This window comes from Halomonas sp. 707B3, from assembly GCF_024158645.1.
In the GTDB taxonomy this organism is placed as follows: domain Bacteria; phylum Pseudomonadota; class Gammaproteobacteria; order Pseudomonadales; family Halomonadaceae; genus Vreelandella; species Vreelandella lionensis.
Genome location: NZ_JAMZBE010000100.1, coordinates 1 through 12,378, shown reverse-complemented (window position 1 = coordinate 12,378; position 12,378 = coordinate 1). Strand labels below are relative to the sequence as shown.

The following is a 12,378-nucleotide window of genomic DNA, read 5'->3' as shown; positions in this document are numbered from 1 at the left end:
GTCCCGTTCTCGCTGGTGCGTGACCTTGTTGACGATGTGATCACTGTTAACACCGATGAGATGTGTGCCGCGGTGAAAGATATTTTTGAAGATACCCGCGCCGTCGCTGAAACTTCCGGCGCGCTCTCGTTAGCGGGCCTTAAAAAGTACGTGCAGCAAACCGGTGCAGAAGGCGAGACGCTGCTGTGTATTAACTCTGGCGCCAACACCAACTTCGACCGCTTGCAGCATATTGCCGAGCGCACCGAGTTGGGTGAGCAGCGCGAAGCCATTCTGGCCGTCACCATTGCAGAAAAACCCGGCAGCTTTAAGAAATTCTGCCGCACGCTGGGCAAGCGTATGGTCACCGAATTTAGCTACCGCTACGCCGATGATAGCGAAGCGCATATCTTTGTGGGTGTGCAGGTCAAGCCAGGTGGGGAAGATCGCCAAGCAGTAATTGATAAACTGCGTGAGGGCGGTTATCAGGTAGAAGACTTAACCGATAACGAGTTGGCGAAACTGCATATTCGTCACTTAAGCGGTGGCCGCCCCAGCGAACGTTTTGAAGAGGAGCTTTATCGCTTCGAGTTTCCTGAACGTCCTGGCGCATTGATGAACTTCTTAACTCAGCTGCCACACGACTGGAACATTTCGCTGTTTCACTATCGTAACCACGGGGCTGCCTATGGCCGCGTTCTGGTGGGCATGCAGGTGCCCAGTGAAGATCGTACCCATGTTGCGGAGTATTTAGACGCGATTGGCTACCGCTACTGGCAAGAGAGTGATAACCCCGCTTACCGGCTCTTTATGGCGTAACACTATGTAAGTGCTTACTAACGGTGCATGCCAGAGCTGCTAGGTAGAGAGGTGTTGTTGAAACGTTTAATTAAGGGGTTAAAATAGTGCTATTAGCAGTTGTCATTGAGCCCCTTATGGCCCTATAGTCGTGAGCGAAATTAGTGAAGTGGGTCATCTTCTCAAAATGAAAAACTTGGTGACGCACTAAGGGCATTTGGCAACTGTTAAACACGTTGGAGAAGAGGCATGCGGCGTAGAAAGCCTGATATGGTGATGGCGTTAACAGTGGTGTTTTTACTCGGCGTATTAGCCACTGGATATGCGCAAGCGCTGTCAGGGAGTTAACCAACGGTTAACAACAGCGCTAACGGTATCGACGCTGCACCTGCTGGGTGAATCAATAAAACGGGCTGATCGCTATGATCAGCCCGTTTTTGTTGGTCCTTCATTGGTTGGCCGTACAACAGCAGTATCGCTGACTACCGCGTTGAGCGGGATATCCCAGGGTTCGATTGGCAGGGCATCCACCTGTTGGCAGGCATGGGCCACGCCAATCAGCGAGGGCGCAGGCCCAGGGCGACGCATAAAGGCCAAGCTGCGGTCATAGAAGCCGCCCCCCATGCCCATCCGGTTAGCGTATTGATCAAACCCTACCAGCGGCACAATCAGCGTATCCAGCGCCCAGGCAGGCAGCCGATTGTGCCGGTGAGCAGCAAAGCGCGGGCAAGGTTCAGCAATGCCAAAGCGGTTTTTGACCATGGGCGTGGTATCGCGATAGGCAACAAACCAAAGGCTATTGGCGCTAAAGGGGCGCAGCACAGGCAAATAGATAGCAATACGACGCTGGCGCAGCCAGGGGATTAACGGTGTAGGGTCAATTTCACTATTCACCGGCAGGTAAAGGCTGATCCGTTTGGCACGACGAATTTCTGGAAGCTGTTTTAGGCGTTGGCACAGGGCCAGAGCCGCCTGCTTTTGCTGTTCGGCGGTGAGAGTGCGGCGTCGGCGTTTTAATTCTCGACGTAGTGCAGGCTTATCGCTAGGCGTGGTGTGGGTCATAAGGCGGTAGGCCATTAAAAGAGTGTTCCCCAGAATGCCGCTGTCGTTCTGGCCCTGAACCTACTGGTTCAGGTGGGTGGCCGCAGCCAAACCGTCAGGCTTTCCGACGCACGGACATGCACACGGGTCTGGCTAGCATTTGGCCCCCTGGGTACTGCGCATAGGCTCGAGGGACTATAACGACTGGCGTACACCCCAGAGAACACCGCTATCCTAACAGAGCCGCCGCTAATGCCAAAGTATCGGTTGAAGATGTTCGCTGGTTTAAGGCTTTTTGCACGGCCGGGTGCCTGCCAGTGCTCGCTCAAGCCGATCATTTAAACGGCTGAGACTGGCTTCCCCCGCGCGGTGCTCATCCAGCGCTTCCAGCAGTTCGTGGGTAATATTCAGCGCCGCCATAATCGCGATGCGCTCGCTGCCCAGCACGCTGCTTTGGGCATGAATACCGTGCATGGCGCGGTCCAAATAGCGAGCAGCGCGTTCAAGCTGGACTTCTTCGCCCGTGTCGCAGGCAATCATATAACTGCGACCCAGTAGGGTGATCTCTTTCGTTGGCCGCTTTGCGTTACTCATCAATGGCTCCAGCACGGGCCAGCAAGGGGCCCGATGCGTTAACATCACTACATAGGAAGGATAGACGGGGTTCACTATAAGAGAGCCGCTTGTGCGGGGTCAACGCGCAGGCTCGCCCGCCTATCCTCGTGGTTTTATCTTCACACTGTATAAAGCGAGCATGAATCATGTCATTGATTGACGAGCGCCAGGACTTTTCTGACGTAGCGGATGTATTTTTGTTGCACGGTAGCATGCAGTCTCCCGCGTTTTTGGATGGACGGCTGTGCGGCTTATTGGCACTGCGTGACGTGACCGCCGAAGCGTGGCTGGAAGAAGTGTGTCTCAGTTTGGGGGTAGAGCAACCCCGTGACCCGGCCAGTGCCGAGCGGCTGCTAGGCTGGCGTCGTCAAACCCTAGAAGCGCTGAGTGCCAGCGACCTGAACTACGCGCCATTACTTCCCGATGAGCTGTTCTCTTTGGCAGAACAGGCCCAAGGGCTGAAAGAGTGGACGCTTGGCTTTATGGAAGTGGTGGATGAAGTAGCCGATGACACCCTTCGGGAGCGTTGGTCGCAAACGCTGAAAGAAGCGATTGATGATCTGGAGGGCCTTGGCCAGATGGAGACCGACATCGACGATAGCACGGAAAACGAGAACGACCTGTTTGCTTTAACCGAGCATGCCCGAATGGCGGCCATGTTGCTGTACACCGAACAGCACCCCGGCAAGCCTCAGGTTGAGCAAACCGACGCCCCCGTTCATTAATTTCCGCCCATCACGTCTGCATAGGAGCCGTTATGCCAACGCTATTGCCTCGCCCCGCTGCTGTTCATCCAAAAGAGTATCGTCAGCGCCGGGAGGCGCTCATGGCGCAGCTGCCGAGCAATGCCGCGCTGCTGGTGCCAGGGGCGTCGCTAGTGACTCGCTCCCACGACAGCGAATACCCCTTCCGCCAGCAGAGCGACTTCTACTACTTAACCGGCATTCAAGAGCCTGATGCGCTGCTAGTTCTGTTGCCAGGCCGCGCAGAGGGACAAAGCGTGGTGTTCTGCCAAGACCGCGACCCCACCATGGAGTCCTGGACCGGACGAAGGCTGGGAGCGCAGGGCGTTGTCAGCGTGCATGGTATCGACCAAGCATTCGAGAACGCTGAGCGCGACGACCTGCTGGCAGAGCTGCTGGATGGCCGTGAGCTGCTCTATGCGCCGCTGGATAACCCCGACGCGGTTAGCATCGCTGAAGAGGCGCTTGCCCATGCCCAAGCGGGCATGCGCCGGGGCAAGCCCGCACTGAAAGGCTGGCTGGATAGCCGCCCCTTGATTCACGAGATGCGCCTAATCAAAAGCCCCGCTGAAATTGCTTTGCTGCGTCACGCAGCGGCCATTTCAGCCCAGGCCCACGTACGCGCTATGCACACCTGCCAAGCCGGGCTAAGTGAATACCAGCTTCAGGCCGAGCTGGAGCACACTTTTGTGTGGCAAGGCGCTAGCGGGCCTGCCTACAGCACGATTGTGGGCGGCGGCGCCAATGCCTGTGTGCTGCACTATATTGAGAACAGTGATGTGCTGGAGGAGGACACGCTGGTACTAATTGACGCCGGTGCAGAGTTTGATCTCTACGCAGGCGACATCACGCGTACTTTCCCGGTGAGCGGGCGCTTTAATAATGCTCAACGGGCGCTTTACCAAGTAGTGTTAGATGCCCAGGTGCGTGCGGTGGATGCCATTGCGCCTGGCGCTACGCTAGCGGATATCCATCAGGGCGTGGTGCATGACCTAACGGCCGGCCTGATTGAGCTGGGGCTTTTAGAGGGAGACGTTCAGGCGCGCATTGATGACGAAAGCTATCGGCGCTTTTACCTCCATTCCACTTCTCACTGGTTAGGGTTGGATGTACACGATGTGGGCACCTACCGCTTGGATGAAGCGACGCCTCGCCTGCTTGCCCCAGGCATGGTGCTTACCGTGGAACCTGGTCTCTATATCCCTGATGAAGACGGTATTCCCGCTGCCTATCGCGGTATCGGCATTCGTATTGAAGATAACGTTGTGGTCACCGATCAGGGGCATGACATTCTCACTGATGGCGTGCCGAAACAGGTAGACGAAATAGAGCAGTTAATGGTTAAAAAATAACCAGCAAAAACGGTCTGTTTTTTTGTTTATGTAAACTACGTTACGAAATTACGCTTAGCCAAGGTGCTTGTCGTGTAAGTGCGTTATATAAGCGCGTATGAAGAGGAGAAGCCAATGCATGGGGCAGAACAGGTAACGCCTGCACAGCAGCAGTCGCCCACCCATGACATCGTGATTGTGGGCGGTGGGCTGGTAGGTGCCAGCTTGGGCTGTGCATTGGCACCGCTGATTGAGCGCTATGGCTGGCGAGTCGCCATCATTGAGGCCAATGCGCTACCGCAGAGCGCCGAGGAAACGACGTGGCAGCCGAGCTTTGATGCCCGCGCCAGCGCCATTGCCGAGGGTTCTGCTCAGCGCTTTCGTCAGCTAGGCGTGTGGGAAGCGATGCAGGTCGAGGCCACACCGATACATCGTATTCATATCAGCGAGCGGGGCCGTTTGGGCGCGACGCGTCTTAATGCACAAGAGCTAGGCGTCGCTGCCTTGGGTCACGTGATACCCAACGCTTGGATGGGGCGCGTGTTGCATCAGAAGCTGCAGCAATTACCCATCGAGTGGCACTGCCCCGCCACGGTGGCACAGATGACTCCCACGGCCATCGGGCATCACTTGCAGCTTTCTGATGGCAGCGAGCTAACGGCCGCGCTGACCATTTTAGCTGATGGCGGGCGCTCGGGGCTGAAGGAGCAGCTAGGGATTGCTAGCCGCCGTCACTCCTATGAGCAAACGGCGATCATTGCCCATGTGGGCATTAGCCAGTCTCATCAAGGTATTGCTTACGAGCGCTTTACCTCCGAGGGGCCTATCGCGCTGCTGCCACTGCCGGGGCAGGCTATGGAGCTGGTCTGGACCCATGCCAGCGGTAGCGAGCAGGCACGATTATCGCTACCAGATCATGCTTTCTTGAGCCAGCTTCAGCAGGCGTTTGGCGACCGAGTCGGGCGCTTTACCCGCGTTGGCCAGCGGTTTAGCTATCCGCTTTCGCTGGTGACTGCAGAAGAACCCGTGCGCCCCGGCTTAGCCGTGCTGGGCAATGCGGCCCATGCGTTGCATCCGGTGGCTGGCCAGGGCTTCAATTTAGCGCTGCGCTCGGTGATGGATTTGGTTGAAGCGCTCTCCCAAGGTGCTCAGCAGCAGCGCTCCTTGGGAGATATGAACACGTTGCAGGCGTTTGAGCGCCGCCGCGCCCAAGACCGCGCCAATGTGATCCGCTTTAGTGACGGCTTAGTACGGCTGTTTGGTTACTCTTTGCCGCTGCTGCCCCACGCCCGTGGCGCTGGGTTGATCGGCCTTAATTTGATTGGCCCGCTGCGCCGTGGCTTGGCACGCCGCGCGATGGGCCTGGAGCGCTAACGCTCTTATCCAGCGCCCTCAATGACCCAAGCCAAGGAGTGTTATGACAACGCAATCACAAGCAGCTAAGCCGCCCGTCACGCGTTTCGATGCGGTAATTGTTGGCGCGGGTATGGTGGGCGCTGCGCTGGCCGGGCTACTGGCAGAAGCGGGAATGCAGGTGGCGCTGGTGGAAGCCAAGGCATCGCCGCTGCGCCTGGATGACGTCGCTGGCGAGATTCCCGCCCCCCGCGTTAGTGCGCTGACCCCGGTGTCCCAACGGCTGCTCACGCATTTGGGCGTATGGCCTGCCATGGCGGCGGCAAGGGTAACGCCTTACCGTTATATGCAGGTGTGGGATGCTGAGGGCAGTGGGCATATTCACTTCTCGGCGGACGAAGCGGGCACCGCCGTGCTAGGCCATATTGTAGAAAACGATGTCACGCAGGCCGCGCTGAATCAGCAAGTTGCCAAGCAGCCGACCCTGACACGCTTCGATGGCGTCAGCGTGTCGGCACTGCAAACCACGGCCAGCGGCCGCTGGCTGGTACTGGAGGACGGTAGGCAGCTACAAACGCCGCTGGTGATCGCTGCCGACGGCGCGCGCTCTGCCTTGCGAGCGCTAGTAGGCATCTCGGTGGCGGAGGAGTCCATGGAGCAAGAGGCGGTCGTCACCACGGTGCGCTGCGAACAGTCCCACGGCGCTACCGCTCGCCAAGCCTTTATCGGTGGTCGTCCGCTGGCTTTCTTACCGCTCACTGTCAATGGAGATGACCGCTTCTGTTCCATTGTGTGGTCCACAACGCCTGAGCATGCCAGTGAACTCACCGCTTACTCTGCTGAGGCACTGGGGCAGGCGCTTGGCGAGGCTTTCGACCATCGCCTGGGCGATGTCATGCCCGTAGATAGCGCTTATCGGTTTCCGCTGGTGCAGCGCCACGCCCAGCATTATGTGCAGCCTAACTTTGCTCTAGTAGGCGATGCCGCCCATAGCATTCATCCGCTGGCCGGGCAGGGCGTTAATTTGGGATTAATGGACGCGGCGGTATTAGCCGAAGAGGTGGTGGCGGCATGGCACCGGGGTGCCCCTTGGGGTAGCTTGGCCACGCTGAGTCGCTATGAGCGCCGTCGGCGCTTGGATAACACGGCCATGCTGGGCTTAATGAAGGGCTTTAAGGTGCTGTTTGGCAGCCATCAGCCGGTGTTTACGCTGGCGCGCAACTTGGGGATGAGTGGCATGAACCAGCTCGTGCCGCTTAAGCGTGTGGTGATGCGGCAGGCGACCGGAGAGCGGGGTCGCCTGCCAGCGTCGTGCCGCTAGCTAGCCGCGGCGGCGATCCACTACGTTCAGCGCTTTCAGCAGGTTAAGGGCTTCGCTGAGCTGGTAGTCGTCGCGCAGCCGCTGAGACATGGCGGCGCGTTCCGGGGGCATATCGTCTTGGCTGCTTAAGTGGCCGTCTAGATCTGCTTCGCGAATTTCACGACGCCCTTCCGCGACTTCCAGGCGGCCGCGCACCACCTCGACATCCGGCTCGATGCCTTGCGCCTGAATCGAGCGGCCATTCGGGGTGTAGTAAAGGGCGGTAGTGAGCTTCAAACCTTCGCCATTGCCCAACGGCATGATCTGCTGTACCGAGCCCTTACCAAAGCTTTCAGTGCCCATGATGACGCCCCGGCGCTGGTCTTGCAGAGCGCCTGCGACAATTTCAGCCGCTGATGCGCTGCCGCTGTTGATTAGCACCACGAGCGGTATGTCGCCCGCTGGCGTATCCGGAGAGGCAGAAAACGACATTTCAGTATCCGAGAGTCGCCCTTCGGTATACACAATCAGCCCTTCATCCAGGAAGAGATCCGTCACTCCGACCGCCGCCTGAAGAACGCCACCGGGGTTATTACGCAGATCCAGAATTAAACCTTCCAGCGGCTGATCGCGCATCATGCGCTCAATGGCTTGGCGCGCCTGCTCGGGGGTACGTGACTGAAACTGGCTGATACGCAGGTAGCCGTAGCCTGGCTCCAGCGTTTCATGTTTGACACTCTCACTGCGGATCACTTCGCGGGTGAGCGTGAACTCGCGGGGCGACTCTTCACCTGCGCGCAAAATAGTTAAACGCAGTGGCGTGCCGGGTTCGCCGCGCATTAAGTTGACGGCTTCCTGCAGCGACAGGCTGTCGGTGGGGGTGCCGTCGATGGCGACGATAATATCCTGAGACAGCAGGCCCGCCCGTGAAGCGGGCGTGTCATCAATGGGCGTGACGACCATCAGTTGGCCATTCTGGGTGCCTACTTCAATGCCGATACCGCCAAACTCGCCTTGGGTAGACTCTCGCAGGCTCTGATACTCCTCCTCGTCTAAATAGGCCGAGTGAGGGTCTAGCTCGCTGAGCATGCCGCGCATGGCATTGCGCAGTAAGGTGCGGTCATCCACTTCTTCTACATAGCCGCGTTTGATGCGCTCGAATACTTCCGCGAACGTTTGTATCTCTTCTAGTGGCAGGTCGTCGGCAACGCTGTTCGCCGGTTGGGCTGCCAAGGGTAGCGGGGCAGCCAGCAGCGCGAGCGGAAGCAGGGTAGCCAAGAAGCGCTTGGCAGGGGCCGATACCTCGGTAACAGATAGCGTCATGCGGACTCCGCTAGGCGAAAGGCAGCGCCAGCCGCGCTGCTCAGGTTGAGACGTTCATAATAAAGACATTACCACCAGCTTATCCCGTCAACGACGTGCAATCCAACGTTGCGGATTAATTGGTTCGCCACTGCGGCGCACCTCAAAGTAAAGCGAGGGGCTGGCTTGGCCGCCGCTACTGCCTACACGGCCAATTTCATCGCCACGGCTCACTTGCTGCCCCGGGCGGGCGCTGAACTGCTGCAAGTGGGCGTAGAGCGTCATGATCTGGTCACCGTGGTCGATGATCAGCAGGTTGCCAAAGCCACGCATCCAGTCAGCAAACACTACACGGCCTGTATGAACCGCTTTGACGGCACTGCCTGCTCCCGCTTGAATCACAATGCCGTTGTAGTGAACGCCGTCCCGTCGCTGAAAGCTGGCGGTAATGGCGCCCTGCACCGGCCAGGGCAAATCGCCTTGGGTGCGGGTAATGTTCGTAGTGGGGGTGGGTTCAGCCAAGCGCGCCAGTTCTGCTTGAATAGCTCTTAGCTGCTGCTCAGCCTGTTCGCGGCTTTGGTTAAGATCTGCCAAGCGGTCAGCTTCACTGCCGTAGCGGTCGTCTAGCGTCGTCACCACGCCTCGGCGCTCTTCGGTACGCTCGGCGAGCAGCGCGCTTTGGGTTTCCAGCTCGTCGGCTAGTGTATCCAGGCGAGTTTGGCGCTCGGAGAGCGCCAGTTCGGTATCCGCGAGCGCGGTATCCAGCCGTGCAATATCGTTCAAGCGCTGCTGGCGCGCCTGTGTTAGCCGGTTTAAGTAGGCCTGCATGCGGTCAAGTTCAGCGGGATCGCTTTGGTTGAGCAGCAGCTTCAGCTGGGGCGTTGGCCCCAGCCGGTAAAGCGCGGCAAGCTGCTGACCTAGCGAGTCGTACTGGGCTGCGTGTTCACCCTCTAAGCGTTCGCGGTGCTGGCGTAGCAGGGTGGTTTCATCAGCGAGCTGGCGTCGCTCGGCCTGTAGCTGGTCCAGCCGCTGGTGGGTCTGGGCCAGCTCTGTTTCCACTTCCCTTAGCTCTTGCTGGGCGCTGTTCCGCGCTTGGTCCGTGGCGCTTAGCCGCTCGGCCATGGCGTCAATTTCTTGGCCGAGGGCATCAAGCTGCTCTCTGGCAGCCTGTTCGTCCTGTTGTGCCATCGCCGTCGACGAATAGCCCAGCATTAGCAAGGCCGTCGTTAATAAGGCCGTTCGAGCTAGCCGTTGCCACATGGGCATTACTCGAAGCGCAGCAGCGGAGTTCCGGTCATCGCCTCAGGCTGTGGCTGATTCATCATGGTCAGCAGCGTGGGGGCAAGGTCGCACAGGCGGCCATCTTCGAGCTGGGCGGCGCGCTCACCAACGTACACTAGCGGCACCACAAAGGTGGTGTGGGCGGTTTGCGGTGCGCCGGTTTCCGGGTGAACCATCTGCTCGGCATTGCCGTGGTCGGCGGTGATCAGGCAGGCACCGCCCGCGCGCTCAATCGCTTCCACCACGCGGCCAACGCAAATATCGACGGTCTCAATCGCTTTCACGGCGGCGTCGAAATCCCCAGTGTGGCCTACCATGTCGCCATTGGCATAGTTGCACACCATGAGGTCGAAGCGGCCGCTATCAATGGCTTCTACGAGCTTGTCGGTAATCTCATAAGCGCTCATTTCCGGCTTTTCGTCGTAGGTTTTAACGTCACGGGGGGAGGGCACCAGGATGCGCTCTTCACCTTCGTACTCAGCTTCGTTACCGCCGGAGAAGAAGAACGTCACGTGGGGGTACTTCTCTGTTTCGGCAATCCGCAGTTGGGTGAGGCCGCGCTTAGCGACCACTTCGCCTAGGGTGTCGGTTAAGTCGGTGGGCGGAAACGCGGCTGGCGCGGCGATGTCCGCTGCGTAACGCGTCATCATGACCAAGCCATCACCGGCAAGCGTTGGGCGCGCACGGCGCTCAAAGCCGGTGAACTCTGCATCGGTGAAGGCGCGGGTCAGCTCACGAGCGCGGTCGGAGCGGAAGTTTAGGAATATCGCTGCGTCGCCATCTTGTAATGTGATGGCGTTACCGTTAACCGGCACGCTGGTCGCCGCCACAAATTCGTCGGTTTCACCGCGCTGGTAGGCGTCGCGTAGTCCGCTTTCCGCGCTGGTGGCGGTGTAATCGGCGTGGCCGTCGGTGAGCAGGCGGTAGGCTTGCTCAACGCGCTCCCAGCGGTTGTCGCGGTCCATGGCGAAGAAGCGGCCAATGATGGAAGCCACAAAACCGTTATCGGCACCGACCAGCTCGGAAAGGCGGGCGTTGGCGCGCTCGATAGACGCCAATGCGCTTTGCGGCGGCATATCCCGGCCATCTAGAAAGGCGTGCACGTAGATGCGCTGGGCACCGCGCCGCGCTGCCAGCTCGGCCATGGCGATAAAGTGATCTTCGTGGCTGTGAACGCCGCCTGGAGAGAGCAGGCCCAGCAGATGCACGGCACGGCCATTGGCGACTGCTGCGTCGATGGGCTTGGTGAGCACCTCGTTGGTATCCAGGTCGCCATCTTCAATGGCTTTGGTGATGCGCGTGAAGTCCTGGTAAACGATACGCCCGGCACCCAGGTTCATATGGCCGACTTCGGAGTTGCCCATCTGGCCGTCGGGTAGCCCCACATGACGGCCATCGGTATGCACGAAGGCGTGGGGGCGGTTAGCCCACAGTGCGTCCATCACAGGGGTGTTGGCTGCAGCGACAGCGTTGTGGGCGTTGTCGGGGTTGTGGCCGTAGCCGTCTAGGATAATCAGCGCAACGGGGCGCGGTGCAGATGTTGTCATTGAAAATTCCCTCGTTTGTGAGTCAGCCAAGCGACGTGAGGTGCAGTTTGAAACGCTGGTGAGGGCGGCTCAGCCAGTTTTCAGACAACACCTGATAATCGGGGTCGCGACAGGCGCGCGCTTGGGGCATCATAACGCAGGCAGCCGTCGGGCGTCATGGCCTGCGCGGTATGCCCTGTGACGTGTATACTTGTCGCGTTTCTGAGGGCGGTTAGGCCGCTTTTTTCTGCATAGACCAAGAGATTGTGTTCGCGATGATCGATCAGCTGTTCGAATTCGTAATGAACCACCCCCTCCTCGTGGGGGCATTTTTGCTGGTGCTCATAGCGTGGATTGTTTATGAAACGCGTAGTGCCGCCTCGAATGCGGTGTCCTCTACCCAGGCCACTCAGCTCATCAACCGCGAAGACGCGGTGGTGCTGGACATTCGTGAGAGCAAAGACTTCAAAGCCGGGCATATCGCAGGCGCTCGCAATATTCCCCAAAGCAGCCTTGATAGCCGCATGAACGAGCTGGATAAAGTGAAAGCCCAGCCAATCATTGTGGTTTGCAAGCATGGCCAGAGCTCTGGCGCTGCCCAGGTAAAGCTGGAAAAAGCGGGCTTTGAACGGGCGATGAAGCTGCGCGGCGGCATGATGCAGTGGCAGTCGGATGGCCTTCCGGTGGTTAAGAAGTAAACGAGAGCATAGGTAGCTGCGCAGCTGCGCATATTTTTATTGGATGAACAATTAGGAGTATCCCATGGCGGAAGATAACAACACCCCGCAGGCAGGCGCCGCAGAAGGCGAAAAGCCCCAGCTGAAATTCTCGTTACAGCGTATTTACGTGAAAGACATTTCCTTTGAAGCGCCGAACTCTCCTTCTGTGTTCAAGCAGGCGTTCAAGCCGAAGGTCAATCTGGACCTCAACACCACCAGCCAGAAAGTGGCCGATGACCAGTACGAAGTGGTCGTCAAAGTGACCGCGCAGGTCAACGACAGCGAAACCGGCACCACCTCGTTTTTGGCGGAAGTCGAGCAGGCGGGCCTGTTCCGTATTTCAGGCATTGAAGGTGCACAGCTTGAGCAAACGCTGGGTGCGTTCTGCCC

The 12,378-nt window shown here is 58.6% G+C and carries 11 protein-coding genes, 1 other RNA gene and 1 pseudogene; 7 read left to right on the top strand and 6 right to left on the bottom strand.

Annotated features, from left to right (window positions below; all coding sequences use genetic code 11):
• Positions 1 to 798 (top strand): annotated as a pseudogene (locus BIS10_RS13060) (threonine ammonia-lyase, biosynthetic); the annotation flags it as partial.
• A gap of 405 nt (positions 799 to 1,203) precedes the next feature.
• Here BIS10_RS13060 and BIS10_RS13055 read toward each other — a convergent pair.
• From BIS10_RS13055 to BIS10_RS13045, 3 genes are all read right to left on the bottom strand, one after another.
• The gene (locus BIS10_RS13055) at positions 1,204 to 1,854 is read right to left on the bottom strand and encodes a 5-formyltetrahydrofolate cyclo-ligase (RefSeq protein ID WP_253505824.1); all 651 of its coding nucleotides are present in this window, start codon (positions 1,852 to 1,854) and stop codon (positions 1,204 to 1,206) included.
• A 7-nt stretch (positions 1,855 to 1,861) separates the two neighbouring features.
• Positions 1,862 to 2,044, bottom strand: a non-coding RNA gene (ssrS, locus tag BIS10_RS13050) — 6S RNA.
• Positions 2,045 to 2,103: 59 nt separating this feature from the next.
• Positions 2,104 to 2,412 (bottom strand): cell division protein ZapA, encoded by a 309-nt coding sequence (locus BIS10_RS13045; protein ID WP_253505822.1) that lies wholly within the window; start codon positions 2,410 to 2,412, stop codon positions 2,104 to 2,106.
• A gap of 167 nt (positions 2,413 to 2,579) precedes the next feature.
• Here BIS10_RS13045 and BIS10_RS13040 point away from each other — a divergent pair, with 167 nt between their 5' ends.
• From BIS10_RS13040 to BIS10_RS13025, 4 genes are all read left to right on the top strand, one after another.
• Complete coding sequence (locus BIS10_RS13040; protein WP_253505820.1) at positions 2,580 to 3,158, top strand: UPF0149 family protein; 579 nt, start codon at positions 2,580 to 2,582, stop codon at positions 3,156 to 3,158.
• 32 nt (positions 3,159 to 3,190) lie between these two features.
• On the top strand, positions 3,191 to 4,528 hold the full coding sequence (gene pepP, locus BIS10_RS13035) for a Xaa-Pro aminopeptidase (RefSeq protein WP_253505818.1): 1,338 nt from the start codon (positions 3,191 to 3,193) through the stop codon (positions 4,526 to 4,528).
• A 114-nt stretch (positions 4,529 to 4,642) separates the two neighbouring features.
• Positions 4,643 to 5,881, top strand: coding sequence for a 2-octaprenyl-6-methoxyphenyl hydroxylase (ubiH, locus tag BIS10_RS13030; RefSeq protein WP_253505816.1), 1,239 nt, complete (start codon positions 4,643 to 4,645; stop codon positions 5,879 to 5,881).
• Positions 5,882 to 5,924: 43 nt separating this feature from the next.
• Entirely contained in the window at positions 5,925 to 7,181 is a 1,257-nt protein-coding gene (locus BIS10_RS13025) for a UbiH/UbiF/VisC/COQ6 family ubiquinone biosynthesis hydroxylase (RefSeq protein ID WP_253505815.1), read from the top strand.
• Here the strand turns inward: BIS10_RS13025 and BIS10_RS13020 are convergent, their stop codons facing one another.
• From BIS10_RS13020 to gpmI, 3 genes are all read right to left on the bottom strand, one after another.
• A complete protein-coding gene (locus BIS10_RS13020; protein ID WP_253505813.1) occupies positions 7,182 to 8,483 on the bottom strand; it encodes a S41 family peptidase in 1,302 nt (433 codons plus the stop codon).
• Between the two features lie 87 nt (positions 8,484 to 8,570).
• Positions 8,571 to 9,728: a murein hydrolase activator EnvC family protein gene (locus BIS10_RS13015; protein WP_392567180.1), complete on the bottom strand. Its 1,158-nt coding sequence runs from the start codon at positions 9,726 to 9,728 to the stop codon at positions 8,571 to 8,573.
• The gene (gene gpmI, locus BIS10_RS13010; RefSeq protein ID WP_253505809.1) at positions 9,728 to 11,290 is read right to left on the bottom strand and encodes a 2,3-bisphosphoglycerate-independent phosphoglycerate mutase; all 1,563 of its coding nucleotides are present in this window, start codon (positions 11,288 to 11,290) and stop codon (positions 9,728 to 9,730) included. The genes BIS10_RS13015 and gpmI overlap by 1 nt, the downstream gene beginning before the upstream one ends.
• Before the next feature lie 254 nt (positions 11,291 to 11,544).
• Here gpmI and BIS10_RS13005 point away from each other — a divergent pair, with 254 nt between their 5' ends.
• On the top strand, positions 11,545 to 11,967 hold the full coding sequence (locus BIS10_RS13005; RefSeq protein WP_253505807.1) for a rhodanese-like domain-containing protein: 423 nt from the start codon (positions 11,545 to 11,547) through the stop codon (positions 11,965 to 11,967).
• 64 nt (positions 11,968 to 12,031) lie between these two features.
• Positions 12,032 to 12,378, top strand: a 347-nt coding sequence (gene secB / locus BIS10_RS13000; RefSeq protein WP_253505805.1) for a protein-export chaperone SecB, incomplete at its 3' end; no start/stop codon positions are given.

Coding starts and splice junctions, on each gene's coding strand:
- BIS10_RS13055 (WP_253505824.1), bottom strand. CDS start 1,854: ATGGCCTACCGCCTTATGACCCACACCACGCCTAGCGATAAGCCTGCA.
- BIS10_RS13045 (WP_253505822.1), bottom strand. CDS start 2,412: ATGAGTAACGCAAAGCGGCCAACGAAAGAGATCACCCTACTGGGTCGC.
- BIS10_RS13040 (WP_253505820.1), top strand. CDS start 2,580: ATGTCATTGATTGACGAGCGCCAGGACTTTTCTGACGTAGCGGATGTA.
- pepP (WP_253505818.1), top strand. CDS start 3,191: ATGCCAACGCTATTGCCTCGCCCCGCTGCTGTTCATCCAAAAGAGTAT.
- ubiH (WP_253505816.1), top strand. CDS start 4,643: ATGCATGGGGCAGAACAGGTAACGCCTGCACAGCAGCAGTCGCCCACC.
- BIS10_RS13025 (WP_253505815.1), top strand. CDS start 5,925: ATGACAACGCAATCACAAGCAGCTAAGCCGCCCGTCACGCGTTTCGAT.
- BIS10_RS13020 (WP_253505813.1), bottom strand. CDS start 8,483: ATGACGCTATCTGTTACCGAGGTATCGGCCCCTGCCAAGCGCTTCTTG.
- BIS10_RS13015 (WP_392567180.1), bottom strand. CDS start 9,728: ATGCCCATGTGGCAACGGCTAGCTCGAACGGCCTTATTAACGACGGCC.
- gpmI (WP_253505809.1), bottom strand. CDS start 11,290: ATGACAACATCTGCACCGCGCCCCGTTGCGCTGATTATCCTAGACGGC.
- BIS10_RS13005 (WP_253505807.1), top strand. CDS start 11,545: ATGATCGATCAGCTGTTCGAATTCGTAATGAACCACCCCCTCCTCGTG.